Origin of the sequence: uncultured Salinisphaera sp. (assembly GCF_964012375.1) — a bacterium.
In the GTDB taxonomy this organism is placed as follows: Bacteria; Pseudomonadota; Gammaproteobacteria; order Nevskiales; family Salinisphaeraceae; genus Salinisphaera.
The window spans coordinates 17,471-39,641 of the sequence record NZ_CAXGSH010000026.1 but is presented as its reverse complement, the minus strand read 5'-3'; the positions used below and the strand labels follow the sequence as shown (position 1 = coordinate 39,641).

General features: G+C 64.4%; 18 protein-coding genes. 4 read left to right on the top strand and 14 right to left on the bottom strand.

Going from position 1 to position 22,171, the window contains the following annotated elements; translation table 11 throughout:
* Nucleotides 1-180: 180 nt before the first annotated feature.
* The gene (locus ABNU97_RS06585; RefSeq protein ID WP_348765954.1) at nucleotides 181-2,340 is read right to left on the bottom strand and encodes an ATP-dependent helicase; all 2,160 of its coding nucleotides are present in this window, start codon (nucleotides 2,338-2,340) and stop codon (nucleotides 181-183) included.
* Nucleotides 2,341-2,423: 83 nt separating this feature from the next.
* Between ABNU97_RS06585 and ABNU97_RS06580 the strand changes: the two genes are divergently transcribed.
* Both ABNU97_RS06580 and ABNU97_RS06575 read left to right on the top strand, forming a co-directional pair.
* Nucleotides 2,424-3,614: an amino acid aminotransferase gene (locus ABNU97_RS06580; protein WP_348765953.1), complete on the top strand. Its 1,191-nt coding sequence runs from the start codon at nucleotides 2,424-2,426 to the stop codon at nucleotides 3,612-3,614.
* A gap of 98 nt (nucleotides 3,615-3,712) precedes the next feature.
* Nucleotides 3,713-4,627 carry a DMT family transporter gene (locus tag ABNU97_RS06575; RefSeq protein ID WP_348765952.1) on the top strand — a complete coding sequence of 305 codons (915 nt, stop codon included), beginning with the start codon at nucleotides 3,713-3,715 and terminating at the stop codon, nucleotides 4,625-4,627.
* Here the strand turns inward: ABNU97_RS06575 and ABNU97_RS06570 are convergent.
* From ABNU97_RS06570 to ABNU97_RS06555, 4 genes are all read right to left on the bottom strand, one after another.
* Nucleotides 4,624-6,114 carry an NAD(P)/FAD-dependent oxidoreductase gene (locus tag ABNU97_RS06570; RefSeq protein WP_348765951.1) on the bottom strand — a complete coding sequence of 497 codons (1,491 nt, stop codon included), beginning with the start codon at nucleotides 6,112-6,114 and terminating at the stop codon, nucleotides 4,624-4,626. The genes ABNU97_RS06575 and ABNU97_RS06570 overlap by 4 nt on opposite strands.
* 61 nt (nucleotides 6,115-6,175) lie before the next feature.
* A complete protein-coding gene (locus ABNU97_RS06565; protein WP_348765950.1) occupies nucleotides 6,176-7,441 on the bottom strand; it encodes a uracil-xanthine permease family protein in 1,266 nt (421 codons plus the stop codon).
* Between the two features lie 61 nt (nucleotides 7,442-7,502).
* Nucleotides 7,503-8,135 (bottom strand): uracil phosphoribosyltransferase, encoded by a 633-nt coding sequence (upp, locus tag ABNU97_RS06560; RefSeq protein ID WP_348765949.1) that lies wholly within the window; start codon nucleotides 8,133-8,135, stop codon nucleotides 7,503-7,505.
* Nucleotides 8,136-8,241: 106 nt separating this feature from the next.
* The gene (locus tag ABNU97_RS06555; RefSeq protein ID WP_348765948.1) at nucleotides 8,242-9,210 is read right to left on the bottom strand and encodes a LysR substrate-binding domain-containing protein; all 969 of its coding nucleotides are present in this window, start codon (nucleotides 9,208-9,210) and stop codon (nucleotides 8,242-8,244) included.
* A gap of 99 nt (nucleotides 9,211-9,309) precedes the next feature.
* Here ABNU97_RS06555 and ABNU97_RS06550 point away from each other — a divergent pair, with 99 nt between their 5' ends.
* Nucleotides 9,310-10,269: a DMT family transporter gene (locus tag ABNU97_RS06550; protein ID WP_348765947.1), complete on the top strand. Its 960-nt coding sequence runs from the start codon at nucleotides 9,310-9,312 to the stop codon at nucleotides 10,267-10,269.
* Nucleotides 10,270-10,640: 371 nt separating this feature from the next.
* On the opposite strand, the gene ABNU97_RS06545 is transcribed toward ABNU97_RS06550, so the two are convergent.
* The 5 genes from ABNU97_RS06545 to fdhD all read right to left on the bottom strand — a co-directional run bounded on the left by ABNU97_RS06545 (nucleotide 10,641) and on the right by fdhD (nucleotide 15,749).
* Nucleotides 10,641-10,841: a hypothetical protein gene (locus tag ABNU97_RS06545; protein WP_293626642.1), complete on the bottom strand. Its 201-nt coding sequence runs from the start codon at nucleotides 10,839-10,841 to the stop codon at nucleotides 10,641-10,643.
* 85 nt (nucleotides 10,842-10,926) lie between these two features.
* Nucleotides 10,927-13,119 carry a TRAP transporter permease gene (locus tag ABNU97_RS06540; protein ID WP_348765946.1) on the bottom strand — a complete coding sequence of 731 codons (2,193 nt, stop codon included), beginning with the start codon at nucleotides 13,117-13,119 and terminating at the stop codon, nucleotides 10,927-10,929.
* The gene (locus ABNU97_RS06535; protein ID WP_348765945.1) at nucleotides 13,116-13,637 is read right to left on the bottom strand and encodes a DUF1850 domain-containing protein; all 522 of its coding nucleotides are present in this window, start codon (nucleotides 13,635-13,637) and stop codon (nucleotides 13,116-13,118) included. The genes ABNU97_RS06540 and ABNU97_RS06535 overlap by 4 nt, the downstream gene beginning before the upstream one ends.
* Before the next feature lie 15 nt (nucleotides 13,638-13,652).
* On the bottom strand, nucleotides 13,653-14,750 hold the full coding sequence (locus tag ABNU97_RS06530) for a TAXI family TRAP transporter solute-binding subunit (RefSeq protein ID WP_348765944.1): 1,098 nt from the start codon (nucleotides 14,748-14,750) through the stop codon (nucleotides 13,653-13,655).
* Nucleotides 14,751-14,882: 132 nt separating this feature from the next.
* The gene (gene fdhD, locus ABNU97_RS06525; protein WP_348765943.1) at nucleotides 14,883-15,749 is read right to left on the bottom strand and encodes a formate dehydrogenase accessory sulfurtransferase FdhD; all 867 of its coding nucleotides are present in this window, start codon (nucleotides 15,747-15,749) and stop codon (nucleotides 14,883-14,885) included.
* Nucleotides 15,750-15,896: 147 nt separating this feature from the next.
* Between fdhD and ABNU97_RS06520 the strand changes: the two genes are divergently transcribed.
* Nucleotides 15,897-16,853, top strand: coding sequence for an AEC family transporter (locus ABNU97_RS06520; RefSeq protein ID WP_348765942.1), 957 nt, complete (start codon nucleotides 15,897-15,899; stop codon nucleotides 16,851-16,853).
* A gap of 9 nt (nucleotides 16,854-16,862) precedes the next feature.
* Here ABNU97_RS06520 and ABNU97_RS06515 read toward each other — a convergent pair whose 3' ends face one another.
* From ABNU97_RS06515 to ABNU97_RS06500, 4 genes are all read right to left on the bottom strand, one after another.
* Nucleotides 16,863-17,369 carry a hypothetical protein gene (locus tag ABNU97_RS06515; RefSeq protein ID WP_348765941.1) on the bottom strand — a complete coding sequence of 169 codons (507 nt, stop codon included), beginning with the start codon at nucleotides 17,367-17,369 and terminating at the stop codon, nucleotides 16,863-16,865.
* Nucleotides 17,370-17,415: 46 nt separating this feature from the next.
* Nucleotides 17,416-20,412 (bottom strand): formate dehydrogenase subunit alpha, encoded by a 2,997-nt coding sequence (fdhF, locus tag ABNU97_RS06510; protein WP_348765940.1) that lies wholly within the window; start codon nucleotides 20,410-20,412, stop codon nucleotides 17,416-17,418.
* 135 nt (nucleotides 20,413-20,547) lie between these two features.
* Complete coding sequence (locus tag ABNU97_RS06505) at nucleotides 20,548-20,682, bottom strand: hypothetical protein (RefSeq protein ID WP_348765939.1); 135 nt, start codon at nucleotides 20,680-20,682, stop codon at nucleotides 20,548-20,550.
* Between the two features lie 69 nt (nucleotides 20,683-20,751).
* A complete protein-coding gene (locus ABNU97_RS06500; protein WP_348765938.1) occupies nucleotides 20,752-22,113 on the bottom strand; it encodes an OFA family MFS transporter in 1,362 nt (453 codons plus the stop codon).
* Nucleotides 22,114-22,171: the final 58 nt, after the last annotated feature.

Below are 22,171 nucleotides of genomic sequence, written 5' to 3'. Positions count from 1 at the left end.
GACCTGCCAATAAGGCAGGCGCTGCGCTTGGACGCCTTGCCGCACCGTCTGTGAGCACGCGAACGTGATCCGCGAGAGGTTATGCAGAGCTTCCCTGAGCAATCTCTGCACACCCTGGCGTGGTCGCGCCGGCGTGCTTTGCGCGGGGCTGGCCGGGAAGGTGGGCTTTAGCCAAAACGCTCACTGCCACAGCGCCCGTGCGCGGCCCGCGATATCGATCTGCGGCGGGCGCGGCGTTCGCTCGGCCGATGTGCGGGCGGCTTCGACCGCGCCGTCGGTGACCGCCTCGAAATGGCGCATGACGCGCGGGGTGAGAAAACGGCTGGTCGCGCCATAAACATGGCGGTCGCCGTGGCGATGCTGTTCGGTAACGTAATAACGCAGCGGTGAGACGATCTCGAGCGTGTTCTTCGCCCGGGTGAAGGCCACGTACATCAGCCGGCGTTCTTCATCGAGCGCGGCGTCGCTGGACGTCGAATATTCGTTCGGGAAGGTGCCATCGGCCACATGCAGCAGATACACGCTATCGAACTCTCGCCCCTTGGCGCTGTGTACGGTCGATAGCACCAGATAATCCTCGTCGAGGTGGGCATCGTCGTTGTGATCCCCGGTTGCCGACGGCGGATCGAGCGTGAGATCGGTCAGGAACGCGCCGCGATCGGCGTGCTGGCTGGCCATACGCACCAGGTCGTCGATATCGCCGGCCCGGGCCGTGGTCGGGGGCTCGAAGCGTTCGTCGAGGGTGCGCTTGTACCAGGCCGCCAGCGGTTCGACGCCGGCCGGCCAGTCGGCATGCACCGCGCCTGCCAGCTGGCCTGACAGGGCCTGCCATACGTCGCGATCGCCGCGCGGCAAGCGAAACCCGGCCAAGGCTGACAACGCATCGTTATGCGATTGCAGGTATTCGAAGGCCTGGCGGGCGGTGCCGGGGCCGACACCGGGCACGAGCTGGAATACCCGATAGGCAGCGATCTCGTCGCGCGGGTTTTCGGCGAGGCGCAGCAGTGCGAGCAGATCCTTCACATGCGCGGCTTCGAGAAACTTCAGCCCGCCGTATTTGCGAAACGGGATATCGCGCCGGATCAGCTCGATCTCCAAGTCGTTGGCGTGATGCGAATTACGAAACAGCACCGCCTGTTGCTTGAGCTCAACGCCGGTTTCGCGGCGCTCGAGCACGCGGTCGACCACGTAACGGGCTTCGTCCACGCTGTCGCGCACGGTGACATGGCGCGGTTTCATGCCGACGCCGCGATCGCTGTACAGGGTCTTGTGATAGCCGGTGCTCGCCTCGCCGATGAGCGCGTTGGCGGCATCGAGAATCGCGCCGGTCGAGCGATAGTTGCGCTCCAGGCGTACCGTCATGCAGCCGGGATAATCATCGGCAAAACCGAGAATATTGGCGACTTCGGCAGCACGAAACCCGTAGATCGCCTGGGCATCGTCGCCCACCACGCACAGCCCGCGACCATCCGGGCACAGGCGCTTCAAGATCGCCGCCTGGAGGATGTTCGTATCCTGATACTCGTCCACCAGCACGTGGTCGAAGCGTGCGGCCACGACCCCGGCCAGGGCGTCGTGGCCCATCATCATCGCCCAGTAGAGCAGCAGGTCGTCATAGTCGAGCGTGGCCTGGGCGAGCTTGCGTTCGGTATAGGCCGCGAACAGCGCCTTGAGCCCGTCGTGATGCTCCGCGCACCAGGGGTAGCGCGTGGCCAGCACGTCCGCCAGCCTGGCCTGGCGATTGACCACCTGCGAATAAATGCCCAGGCAGGTGTCCTTGCGCGGAAAGCGGGTCTTGCCGGCGCCCAGATCCAGGCGCTGGCGGCAGACGTCGAGCAGATCGGCCGCATCGCCGCGATCCAGAATCGAGAACTGTTCGTCCAGACCGAGTGCGCCGGCCTCTTCGCGCAGCAGCCGTGCGCCGATGGCATGAAACGTACCCGCCCAGGGCAGCTTCAGACTGCCGGTACGACGCCCGCGGGCCGCAAACGTCACGTCCACCACCGCATGCGCACGGCGGGTCATTTCGTCGGCGGCACGGCGGGAAAAGGTCAGCAGCAGGATGCGGCGCGGATCCACGCCGGATAAAACGAGATGCGCGGCGCGATGCGACAGCGCCTGGGTCTTGCCGCTGCCCGCGCCGGCAATCACCAGCAGCGGGTCGCAGTCGAAGCGCCCGGCCACGCGCACGCCGTGGGTCACGGCCTCGCGCTGTGCTTCGTTGAGATCGTCGAGATAAGCCGTATCGGACATGCGCCCAGACTGACCCAGGCGGTGGGTCAGATCACGACCCACCGCCGCGGCGATGCGTGCCCGGGGCAGGTCGAGCCGCACCGACATTCGGCAGCGGCCAGCCGAGACGTTAAACTAAGGAGCGACACCCGCGCGCGTTGTGCGTTGCGAAGCGAAACACGAGGAAAACGATGTTCGAATCGATTGAGCGAGTGCCCGGCGATGCCATTCTCGGGCTGATCGAAGCCTTCAAGAACGACAAGAACCCCAACAAGGTCGACCTGGGGGTGGGCGTCTATCGCGACGAGCAGGGCAATACGCCGATCATGCGCGCGGTCAAGCAGGCCGAGAAGCTGCTCATCGACAACGAACAGACCAAGGCCTATATCGGCTCGCACGGCGATCCGGAATACGGCGCGGATATTCTCAAGACCGTGTTCGGCGCCGAAAGCGAAGTACTGGCCAACGACCGCGCCAGCGCGACCCAGTCGCCCGGCGGTACCGGCGCCCTGCGTCTGGCCGCGGATTTCATCAAGAGCAACCTGCCGGGCAAGTCGATCTGGCTGTCGGACCCGACCTGGCCCAACCATCTGGGCGTTTTCGGCGCGGCCGGGCTGAACATCGAAAAATATCCCTATGTCGACGCCGACAACCGGCTCGACTTCGACGGCATGCTCGCCGCCCTTAAGCAGATTCCGCACGGCGACGTGGTGCTGCTGCATGCCTGCTGCCACAACCCGACCGGCTTCGACCTGTCGCAGGATCAGTGGCAACAGGTGCTGGCCGTGCTCCAGGAGCGCGCGCTGCTGCCGCTGGTCGACTTTGCCTACCAGGGCTTTGGCGACGGCATGGACGAAGACGCCTACGGCGTGCGTCTGCTGGCGAACACGCTCGACGAAATGCTCATCACCCAGTCCTGCTCGAAGAACTTCGGCATCTATCGCGAGCGCACCGGCTGCTTCATTGCTGTGGCCAAGGACGCCGACGACATGGCCGACGTGCGCTCGCAGCTGGCGATCACCGCGCGCGAGAACTACTCCAACCCGCCCGGGCACGGCAGCGCGATCGTGGCCACCATCTTCAATTCGGATGAGCTGACCACGATGTGGCGCGAAGAGCTCGACGAAATGCGCGGGCGCATCAACGGCCTGCGCAGCGACTTCGTGCAAGGCCTCGCCCCGCATGGTCTCGACCAGCGCTTCGCGCACGTCGCCGAACAGCGCGGCATGTTCTCGTTTACCGGCCTCAAGCCCGAGCATGTGGAAAAGCTGCGCGACGAACACAGCATCTACATGGTCAAATCCGGCCGGGCGAACGTCGCCGGGCTCAACAGCGCCAATCTCGAGTATGTCTGCAACGCGATTGCCGACGTCGTGAAATAGACTCGTTGCCGCCCGCGCGGGCGGCGATCGACTTAGCGCATCACGAAGCCCGCCATTCGGCGGGCTTCGTCGTTTCAGGCAACCGTTGGCTCACCGCAATGGCCGAGAAACCCACACCCGAACAATCACGCTGGAAAATTCCGTTCGCGCTGTGTGTCGCGGTGCTCGGCGTTTCCTCCTCGGCGCCGCTGGTCAAGCTCGCGGACGCGCCGGCACCGGCGGTGGCGGCCTATCGGATGCTGCTTTCCGCGCTCCTGCTGTTACCGGTGGTGGCCTGGCGGCACCGCGCCGAGCTCGCGACCATGCGCCGCAGCGACCTGCTGCGCTGTATCGCGGCCGGCGTGCTGCTGGGCTTTCATTTTCTGAGCTGGTTCACGTCGCTGGACTACACCACGGTGGCCAGCGCGGTGACCCTGACCACGCTGCAGCCGCTGTTCGCCTTCGTACTGGCCTATGCCATGTTCGGCGAGCGCCTGCGCCTGAAAGCTTTCGCCGGTGCCGCGCTTTCGATCGCGGGCGCCATGATCATCGGCTGGGGCGATATCGCCGTCTCCGGTATGGCCCTGTTTGGCGATGCGCTGGCGCTGCTCGGCGCTGCGCTGGCCACCGGCTATTTCTTTGTCGGCTTTCGGGCACGTCAGCACCTGTCGCTCAACGCCTATACCTTTCTTATCTATACTGCAGCGGCCGGCGTTCTGTTTGCCTACTGCGCCACGCTTGGCGTGCCCCTGGCCGGCTATGCCGATAGCGACTGGGCCGTATTCCTGGGGCTGGCGATCTTTCCCACCCTGCTCGGCCACTCGGTATTCAACTGGAGCATGCGCTGGGTCAGCGCGACCGTGATTTCCATGGTCGTACTCTGCGAGCCGATCGGCGCGTCGGCGCTGGCCTGGCTGATCTTCGGCACCCTGCCCCAGCTCAGCCACTATATCGGCGGCGCCGCCGTGCTCGTCGGCGTGCTGATCTTCATGCGTTATCGAAACCCGCCGCCGGCGGCCAGTGGTGCCGGTTAGTCGACGACCTCGTATTCGCCGAGCTTGAAGCGGCGCATCGACAGCGCGTATTCCGTGGCCAGGCCCGGAAACAGCGTATGGTTTTCGCCGTGCTCGTCGAGATACCAGCTCTGGCAGCCCGAGGTCCATGAGGTATAGCGCATGCGGTTCTGCAGCTTTTCGTGATAGCGCTGCATGACGTCGGGCTTGACCACGATTGCGGTCAGTTCGTCTTCGAGCAGTTTTGAGATCGCCTGGGTGATATAGCGCGCCTGGGCCTCGGTATAGATGAGCACCGAGGTATGCCCCGGCCCGGTGTTCGGCCCGAGCATGAAAAACCAGTTCGGCACCCCGGCCGTGGCCACGCCCTTGTAGGCCTTGCCGCCCGGCCCGCTCCACAGGTCGGCCAGGCGCTGTCCCTGGCTGCCGATGATGGGAAACGGCGCACTGGCGATATTGATCTTGAAACCGGTGGCGGTAACGATCACGTCGGCTTCGATTTCGTGCCCGTTGCTCAGGCGCAGGCCGTTTTCGGTAAAGCGCTCGACGCCGGCAGTTTCGAGCTCGACGTTGTCGCGGGTGAAGGCGGGGTAGTAGTTGCTGGAGAACAGCACCCGCTTGCAGCCGATTTCGTAGTCGGGCGTGAGTTTTTCACGCAGTACGGGATCCTTCACCGCCGAGCGCATATTCCAGAGCGCGAGCTTTTTCATGCCGGTGGCCAGGGGCGAATCCAGAATCACCGCCGGGCCCACCACGCCTTCGGTAATGGCCAGAATCGCGCGCCGAAACGCGGTCTGGGCAAACGGCAGACGCCGGAACGTGGTCTTCATCAGATCCGGCAGCGCCTTGTCGAGCTTGGGCAGCACATAGGGCGCGCTGCGCTGGATGACGGTCAGGCGTTCGACCTCGGGCGCGATCGACGGTATCACCTGAGTGGCGCTGGCGCCGGTACCGATGATCGCCACCTTCTTGCCGGCCAGGGAGACGTCGTGATCCCAGCGCGCGGTATGCATGATCTCGCCGGCGAAATCCTGCATGCCGGCAAAATCCGGGGTGGACGGTTCGACCAACCCGCCCACCGCCGAGATCACGGCACGGGCGGTGTAGCGCGTGCCGTTGTCGCTGGTCAGATGCCAGATACCGCGTGCGTCGTCGAACTCGGCCTGCGCGACGCCCACGCCGAAATGCAGATGGGCATGCAGCCCGTATTTGTCGGCACAGCGCTGGATATAGGCATGAATCTCTGCCGACCCCGAATAGGTGGTCGACCAGTCCGGATTCTGCTCGAACGAGTAGGAATACAGATGCGAGGGCACGTCGCAGGCACAGCCGGGATAGGTATTGTCGCGCCAGGTGCCGCCGACGTCGTCGGCACGTTCGAGAATCACGAAATCCTCGATGCCTTTCTGCTTGAGACGAATACCGGCGTTGATGCCGGAAAAACCGGCGCCGATGACGATTACGTCGTGGGCGATCGCGCTGCGTTCACGTTCTGGGGCCTGCGGCATGATGATGTTCCGTGCCAATCCGACACGCCAGTAGATAACGTGCCATTGCACGCTGTCAACATCAGCGACCCATTCGGCCCCAGGGCAGCACGAGATTGAGCACCACGCCCAGCACGCCGGCCAGGGCAATGCCTTCCAGGACGAATTCCCCAGCCGAGAAGCTCAAGCCACCCACCCCGGTCACCAGAATGATGCCCACGATGGCCAGGTTGCGCGGTTCGGTGAGTTCTTCGTCCGTCTTGGCCAGGCTGTTCATGCCCACCACGATAATGGCGCCAAACAGGAGCACGATGATGCCGCCCATGACCGGCGTCGGAATGCTGGCCAGCAGCGCGCCCAGCTTGCCGACGAATGCGAACACGATGGCAAAGCCCGCCGCCCAGGTCATCAGGGCCGGATTGTAGGCCTTGGTCAGCGTGACGGCGCCGGTCACTTCGGAATAGGTGGTATTGGGCGGCCCGCCCAGAGCGGCCGCCAGCGAAGTGGCCAGGCCATCGCCGAGCATGGTGCGATCGATGCCCGGGTCCTTGAGATAATCACGCCCGGTGACCGAACGAATCGCCACGATATCGCCGAAATGCTCGATCGCCGGGGCGATGGCGACCGGCACCATGAACAGCACCGCCTGCCAGTTCCATTCCGGCGCCACGAAGTTCGGCATTGCAAACCAGGGCGCAGCCGCGATCGGCGCGAAATCCACCAGCCCGAACGGCAGACTGACCAGATAGCCGGCCACCACGCCGCACAGAATCGGCACCAGCGAGAGAAAGCCGCGCCCGAACAGCGACACCGCCACCGTAACCGCCAGCGACACGAACGACACCGTCATCGCCGCCGTCGGCTCGACCAGCTGGCTATTGCCGTTGCCGTCCAGGCCCATCGCCAGATTGACCGCGACCGGCGCAAGCACGAGCCCGATGACCATGATCACCGGCCCGGTGACGATGGTCGGCAACAAGCGCGTGATCACACCCACACCGCGTACACGAATGAGTAGCGACAACAGCATGTAGACGCCGCCGGCCGCCATCAGCCCGCACAGCGTGCCCGGGATGCCCCAGGTTTGGACCCCGTAGATGATGGGCGCGATGAAGGCGAAGGAGGAGGCCAGAAACACCGGCACCCGCCCGCGGGTGACGATCTGGAACACCAGCGTGCCGAGGCCGGCCGTGAACAGTGCCACGTTCGGATCCAGCCCGGTGAGCAGTGGCACCAGCACCAACGAGCCGAAGGCCACGAACAGCATCTGCGCGCCCAGCAGGCCATCGCGTGCACGAAAGCGATAGGCCAGGCCCGCCTCGTCGCCGTGTTTCGGTTCTACCGCCATCACTGCCCCCTTGCTCAGCGGCCCGAACGCACCGACCCGCGGCCGCGCCCGGTGTCTCGTATTACTTGGTGCCGTACATGCGGTCGCCGGCATCGCCTAGCCCGGGCCGGATATAGCCGTGCTCGTCCAGGCGTTCATCGATGGCGGCGGTGAAGATCGGCACGTCCGGATGGGCTTCGCGCAGCGCGGCCACGCCTTCGGGCGCGGCCAGCAGGCACAGGAACTTCATGTTCTTGGCACCCTGCTTTTTCAGATGCGAGATCGAGGCGATGGCCGAATTGCCGGTGGCCAGCATCGGGTCGACCACGATCACGCGGCGCTCGCCGATGTCCTGGGGCACCTTGCAGTAGTACTCGACCGCTTCCAGCGAATCCGGGTCGCGAAACATGCCGATATGGCCGACCCGTGCCGAGGGCATGAGCTCCACCATGCCTTCCAGCAGGCCGTTGCCCGCGCGCAGGATGGATACGAAGCACAGCTTCTTGCCGGCGAGTGTCGGCGCTTCCATCTCCTGCATCGGCGTTTCGATCAGCTCGGTGGTCATCTCGAGATCGCGGGTGATCTCGTAGGTGAGCAGATGGGCGACTTCGCGCAGCAGGCTGCGAAACTTCTGGGTGGACGAGTTCTTGCGGCGCATCAGCGTGAGCTTGTGCGCGATCAGCGGATGATTGATGACGGTAACGTTCTCGTCCATGGGCAGCTTCCTTTGTCGGGCGATTCGCGGGCGAACGCGCGCATTAGACCTGATCGGGCGCGCAATCGAAAACCCCGATCGCGCTACGCGCATCCATAGTACGTACTCACGGCCCCCTCGCGGGACTGCAAGATTCGTGCAACGAGGCATCGCGGCGAAAGCGCGCGGCCTGATCGATCAACCAGTCGGCAAACGCCGCGGCCGCGGCCGGCACTTCGCCCGCCGCCGGCATGAGCAATTCGTAGGAGAACGGCGAGTCGATCACATAGCGCGTACCGAACGGCGCGACGAGCACGCCGCTGGCCAGCCGATCGACCGCCAGTACGCTGGTGGCAAGCGCCACGCCCCGTCCGGCAATCGCCTGGTCCAGTGCCAGCCCGAACAGCGAATAGCGCCGGTGTACGGCAATATCCACATCGTGGGCGCCTGCCGCCTGCAGCCATTCGCGCCAGCCCGGGAACAGCTCGGCCTGGTTCGATAACCATTTCACGTGCAGCAGGGTATGGCCGGCCAGATCCGCCGGCGTGTCGAGGCGCGGCCCGCGTTCCAGAAGCGAAGGCGCACAGACCGGAAAAAGCGTTTCCCGCATCAACGGCTGGCTGCGTACCCCCGTCCAGGGCCCCTGTCCGTAGCGGATGGCGAGCTGGGCACGATCCTCATGCCAGCCCGGCTCGACCAGCTGGGCGCTGGCCTCCAGCGCCAGCGCGATATCCGGATGACGCGTTTCAAAATCGGCGAGGCGCGGCAGCAGCCAGTGCTGGATAAGCGACGGCGAGGCGCTCACGGTGAGCTGAGCACCGCCGCTGACCGTCTTGCGGGCGGCTTCGACGCTGCGCGCCAGGCGCGAGAAAGCCTCGTCGCACTCGTCGGCCAGACGCGCGCCGCGCTCGGTCAGGCTCACCCCCTGCGCATGGCGCACGAAAAGATCTGCGCCGAGCAGCGTCTCCAGCTGCTTGACGTGGCGGCTGATCGCACCCGGGGTGACATGCAGCTCGAAAGCCGCGGCCTTGAAGCTTTCATGGCGCGCGGCAAACACGAACGCTCGCAGGGCGTTCAAGGGCAGCCGTTCGATCATTGCGGTTGAGTTTTTCTGAGCCTCGGCGGCCAGTTTAATGGTTTGCGCGCATGCCGCCCGGCTGTTCTCCTTGGCGCCACGATTTTTACCGGCCCACCCATGACGACCCGTGCCGCCACACACCCGACCCGGAACACCCCCGCGACCCGGCGCGCGCTGGATATGCAGGGCAGCCTGCTCATGCTCGTATTCTGCCTGGCGCTGGGGTTGCAGCAGGTGGCCATCAAATGGATTGCCGCCGATATCGCGCCGATCGCCCAGATTGCGATTCGTTCGCTTGTGGCCGCGGTGCTGGTCATCGGCGTGGCCTGGGCCCGCGGCGTGCGTCTGGCCGATGCCCGGGCCGTGTTCTGGCCGGGTGTGGCCGTGGGTATCGGCTTTACGGCAGAGTTCTGCTTCGTAGCACTCGGCCTGGAATACACCACGGCATCGCATATGTCGGTGTTTCTCTATACCGCGCCGGTATTCGCCGCGCTCGGGCTGCATTTTCTCGTGCCGGGCGAGCAGCTGGGCGTGCGTCACTGGATCGGTATCGCGATCGCCTTTGCCGGGATCGTGCTGGCGATGGCGCCGACCGGCGGTGGCGCGGCGGGTGGCCCGGCGGTCACCTCGCTGATCATCGGCGATATCCTCGGCACGATGGCCGGAATGGGCTGGGCAGCGACGACCGTCGTGGTGCGTACCACCGCACTGTCCGAACAGCGGCCGACGCTGACGCTGGCGTTTCAGCTGACCATCGCCGGCATCTCGCTGCTGCTCATTGCCGCCGGGCTGGGCCATATCGGCGATATTCGTATCACCGCCCCGGTGCTGCTGAGCATGAGCTTTCAGACCTTCGGTATCGCCTTCGGCGTGCTGTTGCTGTGGTTCGCCCTGCTGCGCCGCTATCTGGCCTCGCGCCTGGGCGTGTTCTCGTTTCTATCGCCGGTGTTCGGCGTGATCTTCGGCGCCCTGCTGCTGGGCGAAGCGTTGACCTGGACCTTCGTGGTCGGCGGGGTGGCCATCATTGCAGGGGTGATCATCGTGAGCGCCCCGGCCCGCCGGACAGCCCCGGAATAGCATTAACCGCCCACAAAAAAAGCCCGGCACCGGCATGATTCACATACCGGGCAGCCGGGCTTTTAACGTCGCGGGCGACCAGGGCCTGTCGTCACGGGATATGCCGTCGCATTGCCCGTGCCGGGCGTGTCAGGCAAGGCGCGGGCCGCCGAGCGTGGCGGGCCCACGGTCAAGGTCCGCAACACAGCATGGCGCGTCCGGCACGGGCAACCGCCAAAGAATAACAATCGGTCGGCGGCCAAGCCGCGGCAATCCGTCGTTATGGTTCACTGGTTGGCTCGCTAACGCGGAATAACCACGCGGCACTCGCGATGCCTTGTCTTGCCGCGGCTTGGTCGCCGATGCGACGGCTTATCTCGCGACGAGAGGTCCTAGCCCATCTTGGCCAGCTCACGGCCGGTTTCGATCGCTTCCTCGCGGGTCTTGGGCGTGCGGTCGGTGGTCCGGGATTCGGTTTCGTCATCGAAGCGCACTTCGATTTCCCAGCCGCCTTCCTTTTCGATGCCGATGGTTTCGAAGCCGCGGGTTTCGTCGCGTTCCAGGGTTTCCCAATCGGTCAGATTCTTGGTCATAGCGTCATTACGGTCGTATTGAGTGATTCGGCGCAGCCTAACAGGCCGTGGCGATGACCGAATCAGGTTGTTTGCGGAGTCGTGCCTAGTCGGTTCGATGCGACGGTTGTCGCTCGGCCTGGCCGGTGCTGCCCAGCATGAATAACGCCACGGCAATCAGCGCGCCAATGGCGTCGCTTACCCAGCCCGGATAGATCAAGGCGAGCGCGCCTAACAGGGCAAGCACGCGCCACGGCGCGGCCAGCGGCCGGCGCAGATAACCTTCCACCGCTACGGCGAGCAGCCCCACGCCGACCACGCCGGTGACCGCTACCGTGGCCACATTCAGCCAGGTGGCATCGATCATGAGCATGCTGTGGGCGAACACGAACATATAGGGCACGACGAAGCCGGCAATCGCCAGCTTCATGGCCTGGACGCCGGTCGCGTTGGGCGAGCCGCCGGAAATACCGGCCCCGGCATAGGCCGCAAGCGCCACCGGCGGGGTGAGGTTGGCGAAGATGCCGAAATAGAACACGAACATATGGGCCACGAACACGGCCGTATCGTTCGAGCCGGCCAGCTCGCGGAACAGCGGCAGGTTGAGCAGAATCGGCGCGGCCATGGTCGAGGTGATGATGTAGCAGGGAATGCTGGGCAGGCCCATGCCCAGCACGATCGACGCGCCCATGGTCAGCGCCAGCGTCACCAGCAGGCGCAACATGTCCGACGGAATGGCCTGGCCGAGGTTGACCACCGCATCGGCGGCATCCAGCGCGATGCCGGTGAGCGTGGCCACGCCCACCACAATCCCCACCGCCGCACAGGCGATCGCCACAGGGATCGAGTTGCGTACGCCCTCGGTCATGGCATCGCGGCAATCGGCCAGATTCATGACCTCCGATTCCAGCTTCAGCTGGCTGCGGATCGCGTTAATGGCCATGGGCACCGCGATGATGGCGAACAGCCATAACCGCGAGGCCGGCAGGCCGGGCAACGGCCGCGATTCGATCAGCGCCCAGATCTGCGGTTCGAATACGAGGGCGACCAGCACCGCCGCCAGACCCAGCACCAGATTGCGCGTGCCGCAGATCAGAATCGTGGCCGCGATCGACCAGAAGGCAGCAAAGAACGGCGCACGGCCGTCGAAGATCAGCCACAGCAGTACGACCATGGGCAGCAGCAGATGGCCGCGTTCGAGCAGGACGCTTTTCAGCGGCGTGAGCTCGGAACGCGGAATGCCTTCCAGGCCGTTGCGCAGCGCCCGCAGATGGACCTGAAACAAGATCCCCAGATAGAACAGCAGCGCCGGGATAATGCCGGCCAGCATGACCTGGGTATAAGGCACCGACAGCACCTCGGCCATGATGAACGCCGCCGCGCCCATGATCGGCGGCAGGATCTGGCCGCCCACGCTGGCTGCGGCCTCCACCGCGCCGGCGAAGTTGGCGCGATAGCCGGTGCGCTTCATCAGCGGAATGGTGAACGCGCCGGTGGTCACCACGTTGGCGATGGCCGAGCCGTTGATCGAGCCGAGAAAACCGCTGGCGATGACTGCGACCTTGGCCGGCCCGCCGCGACTCGGCCCGGACAGGGCCAGGGCCAGATCGTTGAACAGCCGCCCCAGGCCGGACTTGACCAGAAACGCACCGAACAGAATGAACAGAATGATATAGCTCGCCGACACCGCGATCGCCGTGCCCAGCAGGCCTTCGGTGATATACACGAGGTGCGACACGATCTGGCGCGTGCTCGCGAGCACGATTGATTCGGTCAGCTGCGGATAGAACGACAGCTTGGCGTAGAAGCCGTAGACGAGAAACACGATGGCCAGCCCCGGCAGCCCCCAGCCGGTCACGCGCCGGGCAGCGTCGATGACCAGGGCCAGCGCGGCCAGCCCCACGATCATGTCCAGCGTATTGATCCGCCCGGCCGAGGCGATGATCCGGTCGGCCGACCACACCATGTACAGACCAATGGCAAAGGCGGCCACGGCCAGAACCACGTCGCCCACGGCCACGCGATCGCGCGCGCCGCGCATGGCCCAGGGGTAGAGCACGAAGGTCAGTCCGAGCAGCACGTACAGATGAATGCTGCGTTGGACCACGTCCACGAGCGGCCCGGAAAACGACGTATACAGATGAAACAGCGCCAGCAGCACGCAAAGTACGGTGACGAACTGCATCACCCGCCTGGGCAGCGCATGGCGTACCCGGCTTTCGCGGTCGTATTTTTCCAGTGTTTCCGGGTCGGCGACGGCTGGTTCGACAGCGTCGGGCGCTTGCTTGGCTTGATTCATGGCTTTCCTGTATCCGGGGCCCGCCATGCACCGACCATACCGCGCCACATGGCGATAACGGGCGCCCGGCGTACCGCAAACGTCAGAATCGGCGCCTCGCCGGGCCTCGACAGAGCGAACCAGCGGCCACCGTAGCGCATACGGTAACGCTCGGCGGCGGCCGCCTGTACCGCCAACGGATCGACTATACGATCGATGCCATCCATCACCACCCAGCCGTTCTCCAGGCGCGTTTCGTGCCCGGCATGGTCGGGCACACCGGCACCGAACGTCTTGAACCGGGTCGATACCAGTGCGATCGATCCTTGGTCGATACGAAACGTCTCGACCCAGTTCTCTTTTTCTACCGAATGAGTCCAGGCCAGCGAGAAACGCGGCTGCTGCTGTACGACAAACGCATAGCGCAGCCCTTGGGCATCACGCACCACAAGCCAGGTCCGCGGCCAGCCGGCCAGACCCGCGAGCGCGAGCAAAAACGCCGCGCAGACGCCGAAAGCGCCGGCACGAAAATGCGTCACGGTCTGCGCTAGCGGCTAGCTGGCATCCGTCTCGGTGTCGTTCGGGCTCGCTTGATCCGTATCGCCGCTCGTTTCGTCATCGCCCGAGGCGCCGCTGCCGGTTTCGCCGTTGAGGCTGTCGTAGAACGACTGCGCGCCGGCAGCCAGCGGCACGACCACATCCTGGCCCATGCGCGCGCGATCGAACTGCTTGAGCGCGCCGACCGAGACCTTGTCGGTGCCCAGATAATCGTAGAAACGCTGGGCCAGCTCGCGGCTGACGTCGTCCGACATCGAAGCCGGTGCGATCAGCAGGTTACGGATGGCGACCGTGTTGACGGCGGTGTCGAGGTCGTAACGCTCGGGCGCGCCGGCCGGGATTTCATAGGTTTCGTAGTAGGGATACTTGTCGAGCAGCGTAGCGGCCGTGTCCCCGTCGACGTTGACGAAATTGACGTCGGTGTTCTGCATCAGCCCGGTGATGCTGGAATTGGGCACGCCGGAGGTGAAGAAGGCGGCATCCAGATTGCCGTTGCTCATTTCGGTCACGCTGTCGGCATAGCCGGTATGGCTCACGCGCGCGAGGTCGTCATAGCTCATGCCGGCCGCTTCCAGCACCTTCTGGGCGCTTTGTTCGACGCCGGAGCCGACCTTGCCCACGCCGATACGCTTGCCTTTCATGTCGGCCACGCTCTGGATGTCGCTATTTGCGGTGGCCACCACCTGCACCACGTTCGGATAGAGTCCGGCAATGGTCTTGATATCGGCGGTACGGCCTTCGAACTGGCCCTGGCCGTTGATGGCGTCGTAGGCGACATCGCTCATCACGATTGCGAGCTGATTGGTGCCGTCCTCGATATTGTTGATGTTCTGGACCGACGCGCCGGTGGATACCACCTGCACCTGATCGACCAGATCGCTGTCCTCGAACACCCGCTTGAGCGCGCCGCCAATCGGATAATAGCTGCCCGAGGTGCCGCCGGTACCAAAGATGAGGCTCACCGGTTCGCTGCCCGTGCTTTCGGTCGAGCTGGTCGCATCAGTCTGGCCGGCCTCGTCGCCGTTGCCGCAGCCGGCCAGCAGCAAACCCATGCAGGCAATGCCTGCAACCCACAGCCGGTGTTTCGTGGCCATATCGCTTTCCCTGTTCAATCTTTGTTCGTGGCCGGCACCTGCATGCCGGTAAAGCACCAGAAATACCAGAGGCCCTCGGGGCCGACAATTAGGCCATGGTGGCATCGGCCAGCCAGACGATAACCCGCCCGGCTAGCTCGCACCGCAAACGCGCTCGGGGTGGGTATACACGTTGAAGCGATCGCCTCTGAGGAATCCCACCAGGGTCACGCCGAACTGCTCGGCCAGCGCAACGGCATAGCTGCTGGGCGCGGATACCGCGCATACGATCGGCACGCCGGCCATCACGCTCTTCTGCAGCAGCTCGTAGCTGGCGCGCCCCGAGAGCATGACGATGCAGTCGGATAACGGCAGGCGATCATCGAGCAGCGCCCGACCGATGAGTTTGTCGAGCGCGTTGTGGCGGCCGACGTCTTCACGCACCGCCAACAGCCGGCCCCGGGCATCGAACAGCCCGGCCGCATGAATACCGCCGGTGGATTCGAACACGCCCTGTTCGGCGCGCAGCCGATCCGGCAGTCCCAGCAACAGATCCGGCGCGACCTGCCCTGGGCCGGCGGCGCTGGGCGAATGCCCGGTCGGCCGGGGCGGCGAGAAGCTCGGCTTGCCGCAGACGCCGCAGGCGCTGGTGGCCAGCGTATTGCGCTCGACGCGATCCAGGCGCGCGCGGGCCTCGGGCTTGAGCATGAGACGTATCACGTCGGCCTCGCCCGGGGCCACACGCAGATAGACGATGTCTTCACGCGAGCGGATGACGCCTTCGCCATGCATGAGGCCGGCCGCGAGTTCGGCATCGGCGCCCGGGGTGCGCATGGTAATCAGCGGCTCGGCGCCGGCGACATGGATTTCCAGCGCGCGTTCGACGGCCAGCGTGTCGTCGCGACCTTCAAACCCGTCGCTCGTGTAGGCCCGGATGCGCACACTCGCGCGCGCCGGGCTTTGTTCGGCGGTACTGGCGGGGGCGGCCTCATCGACGCTCATCGGCCCACGGTAACCCATCGCAGTCGGTCCTGGGCAACCGCCGGGCCGCGTGCCGGTTCGAATCTGTGTATTCTGCACGCGCGCAGCCCGGGTCGCCCCACGGCGAACACAGTACGGCACGGCGCATGCAACCTTATTAATTTTCTGCGCACGCGCGATCTCGTCATGGATCTTTTCGCTGTATTCGTTCAGACCCTCAACGTCACCCTGCCGGTGTTCTCGATGGTCTTTCTCGGCATTGGCCTGAAACGCGCGGGCTGGATCGACGACGCCTTCATCAATACCGCCTCGACGCTGGTATTCAAGGGCAGCATGCCCACGCTGGTGTTCATCAGTATCGTCAAAGCCGATCTGTCCCAGGCCCTGCTGCCGGGACTGATGCTCTACTTCGCGGCGGCGACGCTGGCCTGCTTCGGCCTGACCTGGCTGTGGGCGATATGGCGGGTCGAGAAAATCGAGCGCGGCGTTTATGTACAGGGCGCGTTTCGCGGCAACTGCGGCATCGTGGGCCTGGCCCTGGCGGCCAGCATGTACGGCGATTTCGGGCTCTCGGCGGGCGGCATTCTCGTCGGCCTGGTGATCCTGCTCTACAACGTGTTTTCGGTGCTGATTCTGGCCTGGTACCAGCCCGACCAGAAGGCCGATTGGCGCAGCATCAGCCGGGGCATCATCACCAACCCGTTGATCATCGGCACGCTGGTGGCCATACCGGTGGCCGCGGCCGGGCTGCCTATTCCAGAATGGATGATGACCTCGGGCGAGTACTTCGCCCGTCTGACCCTGCCGCTCGCGCTGATCTGTATCGGCGGCACGCTGTCGCTGGGCGCGCTTTACGAAGCCCGCGGCATCGCCTTTTCGGCGGCCGCGATCAAGATGGTCGTGTTTCCTGCCCTGGCGACCGCGCTGGGCTGGCTGTGCGGTTTCGAAGGGCGGGAACTGGGCCTGCTGTTTTTGTACTTCGCCGCGCCTACCGCCGCGGCCAGCTTCATCATGGTGCAGGCCATGGGCGGCAACGCGCGGCTGGCGGCCAATATCGTGGCCGTGACCACCCTGGCCGCGAGTGCGACCATCACCGCGGGCGTTTTCATGCTCAGCGCGCTGGGCATGATCGCGACGGCCTAACGCGCCGACCTATTCGGCGGCGTCGCCCTTTTTCGCCGGCTCGCTGCCATCCTCTTTGCGCGCCTGGGAAAAGGCTTTGGCGCCGGCAATCAGCGGCGACAGCGTGGCCCATAGCTCCTTGTCGTGCAGCAGCTTGAACACGCCGGTCACGCCCGGCGGGTTATAGGGCGTATCGTCGCTGACCGGTTTGGCGGCCTCGGTCATGCCGGCATTGACCGCATTGAACGTGCGCTCGAGCTGATCGGGGTCGATCTTGCCCAGCTGCTGGGCGACGACCAGCAGATTGCGCATGCCGGCATGGCCCTGTGGGGTGTTCATGCTTTCGACGGCAATACTGGAAATTTGCGGGAACGCGCCGGCGAAATCCTTGAGCCAGCGGATCACGCCGGATTCATACAGCTCGTCGAGCAGGCCGTTGATCTCGGCGACCCGTCCTTCCAGACGCTCGAACTCGGCCAGCGTGTCCTGGCGATACTGCTTGGCCTCTGCGGGCCGGTAGTGAATCTGTTCTGCCATGGCGAAGTCCCAAAAAAGCGTTGTGGGAAGACGAATACGAACGTGATTAAAGGCCGCTATCGGCCGGCCGCGCCTTGGGCGGACGCTTGTAGTCTTCGCGCTTCCATTTGGCGTTGACCTGCACACCGGACACCGGGTTCCGCGTGGCGTTGCGCTGGTTGTTGGCCTTGAGCGGTGCGTGACCGTCGACGCTGAGCACTTCCATCTTCACCGCCAGCTCCTTGTAGGCCGGGGTGTCGGTGTCCTTGTCCGACTCGAAGCTGGTGAGCACGTTGATCGCTTCGATGTTCTTCTTGCCGTGCATGGGCATGTACATCTGCTTGCCGGCCACGCGATCGGTGACTTCCACGCTCACCTTGATCGCACCGCGGCGCGAGACCAGCCGTACGATGCTGCCCGGCTTGATACCGCGCTCGGCCGCCAGCTCCGGCGAGACTTCCACGAAGCTGCCCGGAATCTTGAATACGATACCGGCCGTTTCGTCGGTGAGATTGCCTTCGTGGAAATGCTCGAGCAGACGACCGTTGTTGAGATGCAGGTCGTACTCGTCGTCGGGCTGATCGGTCGGCTCGGTCCATGCCACCGGATGGAAGCGGGCCAGGCCGTTGTCGAAATGGAACTGTCCGTTCGAGTATAGATTGGTCGCACTGGTGCCATCGGCGGCCACCGGCCACTGCTGGGAATTGAAGCCTTCCAGCCGGTCGTAGTGCACGCCTGCGAACATGTCGGCGATCGAAGCCGCTTCGTGCATGATTTCGCTGGGGTGGCTGTAGTTCCAGTCCGCGCCCATCGCCCGGGCCAGTTCGGTATGAATGAGCCAGTCCGGCTTGGAATCGCCGAGCGGCTCGAACACCTTGTACAGCCGCTGGATACGGCGTTCGGTGTTGGTGAAGGTGCCTTCCTTTTCCACCGAGGGGCTGGCCGGCAGCACCACGTCGGCGAATTCGCAGGTACGCGAGAAGAACATGTCCTGTACGACCATGAATTCGAGCTTCTCGAAGGCAGACTGCACGTGCAGCGCATCGGAATCGACGATGCCCATGTCTTCGCCAGCCACATAAAGCGCCTTCAGGTCGCCGTCGTGCATGTGGGTGACCATTTCATGGTTGTTCAAGCCCTTGCGCGTGGTCAGCTCGACGCCCCAGGCCTGCTCGTAACGGGCGCGCACGGTGTCGTCGGTGACGAAGTCGTAGCCGGGGAAGCGGCCCGGCATGCAGCCGAAGTCGCTCGCGCCCTGCACATTGTTGTGGCCGCGCATGGGGTAGCCGCCGGTGGCGAAACGGCCCATGTTGCCGGTCAACAGCAGCAGGTTGCACAGCGCGGTGGCGGTATCCGCGCCCATGGTGTGCTGGGTCACGCCCATGGCCCAGACGCCGCAGATGGTCTTGGCTTCGAGCACCATATCCAGAATACGGTCGAGTTCGTCCTGGCTCAGGCCACAGCGCTCGCGGGCGAATTCCATGGTGAACGGTTCGAGGCTCTTGACGTAGTCGTCGTATTTCTCGACATGATTCTCGATGAAGTCGGCGTCGGCCCGATCCATCTCGACGATGCGCTTGGCGATCGCGTTCAGCCAGATCATGTCCGTGCCCGGCTGGGGTTTGACGAACAGATCGGCGCGCTCGGCCATTTCGTTCTTGCGCAGGTCGGCGACCAGGTGCTTCTGGCCGCGCAGCTTCTTGGCCCGCTTGAAGCGGGTGGCGATCACCGGATGGCTTTCGGCGGTGTTCGAGCCGACGATCATCAGCAGGTCGGCGGACGCCAGATCGGCAATGGAGCCGGTATCGGCCCCGTAGCCGACGGTACGCCACAGGCTTTCCGTCGCCGGCGCCTGACAATAGCGCGAGCAGTTGTCGATATTGTTCGTGCCCATGACCGCACGGGCGAACTTCTGCATCAGATAGCCTTCCTCGTTGGTGCACTTCGAGGAGGCGATATAGGCCAGCGCATCCGGGCCGTTGGCATCGCGAATTTCCGTAAAGCGGCGGGCGATCAGCGCGTACGCCTCCTCCCATTCGGCTTCGCGGAAGGCGCCGTTTTCGCGAATCAGCGGCTTGGTGAGGCGATGTTCGCTGTTGATATGCCCCCAGCCGAACTTGCCCTTGATACAGGTGGAAATACCGTTCGCCGGGGCTTCAGGCTGCGGCTGCACCTTCAGCAGTTCGCGCCCGCGCGTCCACATCTCGAACGAGCAGCCCACGCCGCAATAGGTGCAGACCGTCTTGGTACGCTTGAGCTCGGTTTCGCGCATCGCGGCATCGACTTCCGACACGGCGAAGATCGGCCCGAAACCGGTGGTGTGTTCGGCGGCCTTGACCAGGTCGATGGCCGAGCGGCCGAGCTTCTGGTAACGCCCGCGTGCCTGCGGCGACAGCCCGGTCATGGGCCCGACGTTGCCGAGCATGGTCTTTTCCATCAGCGCGTTGCAGGGGCACACCGTCACACAATGGCCACAGGAGACACAGGAGGAATCCTCGATCGGAATATCGTCGTCCCAGATCACGCGCGGACGCTCGCGGCTCCAGTCGATCGACAGGGTTTCGTTGACCTGCAGGTTCTGGCAGGCCTCCACACAACGCCCGCACAGGATGCACTGGTCGGGGTCGTAGATATAGAACGGGTTGGAGTAGTCCTTTTCGTAGGGCTTGCCACGGAATTCGTAGTGCTGACCCGGCACTTCCATGTCGCGCACGGTGTTGTGCACTTCACAGTTGCCGTTGTTGTTGTCGCAGACCGAGCAGTACAGATCGTGATTCGAGGCGATCCGGTCGATGCCCTCGTGGCGGGCGGCATGGGCGGTATCGCTTTCGATGGTCACGTCCAGGCCGGGCTTGACCGCCACGCTACAGCCACGCACCAGGTTGCCGTCGATTTCGACGAAACAGGTATCGCAGGTCTGCAACGGCCCCAGGCTCGGGTGATAGCAGACATGCGGCAGATAGATACCGGTGCCCTCCAGCGCCTCGGGCAGAAGCTGGCCGGGGCGCGCCCAGACGGTACGGCCGTCTACGGTGATTTCGATCTGTTCGACAACGTCATCCATGGGGTGTCTCCTGAGCCGGCCTCTATGCTCTGCATCTTCGCACGATTATGTTGCGCGCGAGATAAAAGCCGGAGAAGCCCGTCGTTTACTAGAGAACGGGCTTGGATCAATTGCAGGCCCTGCTTTCCGGCCCACCTAGCCAGTGAACAGCCGCGATGCCTTGACCAGCGTTTCGAAAAAGCCCCAGAGGGCGGGAATCGTGACCAGGGCCCAGAGGCCGGCGACCTGCCATGCCGGCGTGGTGGCCGCAGTGTTGGCTTCGGTATTCATCATTGTCTCCTGCATGATGCAGCGAATCAAACCATCTCGTTCGACGTCGGCCCGGCGCCGTCGGGCGCCCTAGTCCGGGTTCGCCGGGTCACCCTCGTAGTGGTGCTTTTCGGCCACCGGACGCACGAGCAGATTGCAGACCAGGCCCACCGCCAGCAGCGCCACCATGATGTAAAGCGTGGTGGTATAGGCATCCGCCGGGGCCACACCGGCTTCGATGCGGCCTTCGCGCAGCTGGTTGAGCAGTACCGGCCCGACCACCCCGGCCGCGGCCCAGGCGGTGAGTAGACGCCCGTGAATCGCGCCGACGTGCATGGTGCCGAAGATATCGCGCAAATAGGCCGGCACCGTCGCGAAGCCGCCGCCATACATGGATACGATGATGCAGCAGGCCAGCACGAACAGCACGATATTGCCGCCCGCGGCGATACTCGGCACCCCCGCATAGAGCAGCATGCCGAGCACGAAGAAGATCACGTAGGTCATCTTGCGGCCGATGTAGTCCGAGGTGGAGGCCCAGAAGAAGCGCCCGGCCATGTTGAAGATCGACAGCACGCCCACGAAACCCGCAGCCGCGGCGGCGCTGGTGCCGACCATTTCCTGGGCCATTGGCGAGGCCTGTTCGAGCAGGGCGATCCCCGCGGTCACGTTCAGAAACAGCACCAGCCAGATGAAGTAGAACTGCGGCGTCTTCATGGCCTGATTCACGTGCACATGACTGCGCGTGATCATCTTGTCCTGCTTGCCGTCCTGTTCCGGGTCGAAGCCCTGTGGCTGCCAGTCCTTGGCCGGAATACGCACGATCAGCGCGCCGATCATCATGAACAGGAAATAGATGATGCCCATGGCCACGAAGGTGGAACCCACACCCACCGTATCCGGCCCGGAGAAGAACGCCATCAGCGAGGTGGCCAGCGGCGAGCCGATCATCGCGCCGCCGCCAAAGCCCATGATCGCCATGCCGGTGGCAAGCCCGGGGCGGTCGGGGAACCATTTGATCAGCGTCGAAACCGGCGAAATATAGCCAATACCCAGACCGATGCCGCCGATCACGCCGTAGCCGAGATACACCAGCCAGATCTGGTGCCACCACACGCCGAAGGCCGAAACAATGAAGCCGCCGCCGAAACAGGCCGCGGCCAGCGCCATCGCCTTGCGCGGGCCGACCCGCTCCAGCCACTGGCCGCCGAAGGCTGCCGCCAGACCGAGGGCAGCGATGGCTAGCGAGAATATCCAGGCCAGCGTGGACTGCGACCAGTCGGCCGGCGCCGATTCGGTCACGCCGACGATTTGCGTCAGGGGAATCTTGAATACCGAGAACGCATACACCTGGCCGATGCACAGGTGAATACACAGCGCCGCGGGCGGCACCATCCAGCGATTGAAGCCCGGCTTGGCCACCGTGCTGGACTTGTCGAAAAACCCGGCCATATCTCCCCCCGACAAAGACGCGGCACAGGCCGCGCACATGAGCTTGCGCGCACCCTAG

Bases quoted from the DNA above. Each gene is read 5' to 3' on its own strand.
- ABNU97_RS06585 (WP_348765954.1), bottom strand. From the start codon at position 2,340: ATGTCGGTGCGGCTCGACCTGCCCCGGGCACGCATCGCCGCGGCGGTG.
- ABNU97_RS06580 (WP_348765953.1), top strand. From the start codon at position 2,424: ATGTTCGAATCGATTGAGCGAGTGCCCGGCGATGCCATTCTCGGGCTG.
- ABNU97_RS06575 (WP_348765952.1), top strand. From the start codon at position 3,713: ATGGCCGAGAAACCCACACCCGAACAATCACGCTGGAAAATTCCGTTC.
- ABNU97_RS06570 (WP_348765951.1), bottom strand. From the start codon at position 6,114: ATGCCGCAGGCCCCAGAACGTGAACGCAGCGCGATCGCCCACGACGTA.
- ABNU97_RS06565 (WP_348765950.1), bottom strand. From the start codon at position 7,441: ATGGCGGTAGAACCGAAACACGGCGACGAGGCGGGCCTGGCCTATCGC.
- upp (WP_348765949.1), bottom strand. From the start codon at position 8,135: ATGGACGAGAACGTTACCGTCATCAATCATCCGCTGATCGCGCACAAG.
- ABNU97_RS06555 (WP_348765948.1), bottom strand. From the start codon at position 9,210: ATGATCGAACGGCTGCCCTTGAACGCCCTGCGAGCGTTCGTGTTTGCC.
- ABNU97_RS06550 (WP_348765947.1), top strand. From the start codon at position 9,310: ATGACGACCCGTGCCGCCACACACCCGACCCGGAACACCCCCGCGACC.
- ABNU97_RS06545 (WP_293626642.1), bottom strand. From the start codon at position 10,841: ATGACCAAGAATCTGACCGATTGGGAAACCCTGGAACGCGACGAAACC.
- ABNU97_RS06540 (WP_348765946.1), bottom strand. From the start codon at position 13,119: ATGAATCAAGCCAAGCAAGCGCCCGACGCTGTCGAACCAGCCGTCGCC.
- ABNU97_RS06530 (WP_348765944.1), bottom strand. From the start codon at position 14,750: ATGGCCACGAAACACCGGCTGTGGGTTGCAGGCATTGCCTGCATGGGT.
- fdhD (WP_348765943.1), bottom strand. From the start codon at position 15,749: ATGGGTTACCGTGGGCCGATGAGCGTCGATGAGGCCGCCCCCGCCAGT.
- ABNU97_RS06520 (WP_348765942.1), top strand. From the start codon at position 15,897: ATGGATCTTTTCGCTGTATTCGTTCAGACCCTCAACGTCACCCTGCCG.
- ABNU97_RS06515 (WP_348765941.1), bottom strand. From the start codon at position 17,369: ATGGCAGAACAGATTCACTACCGGCCCGCAGAGGCCAAGCAGTATCGC.
- fdhF (WP_348765940.1), bottom strand. From the start codon at position 20,412: ATGGATGACGTTGTCGAACAGATCGAAATCACCGTAGACGGCCGTACC.
- ABNU97_RS06505 (WP_348765939.1), bottom strand. From the start codon at position 20,682: ATGAATACCGAAGCCAACACTGCGGCCACCACGCCGGCATGGCAGGTC.
- ABNU97_RS06500 (WP_348765938.1), bottom strand. From the start codon at position 22,113: ATGGCCGGGTTTTTCGACAAGTCCAGCACGGTGGCCAAGCCGGGCTTC.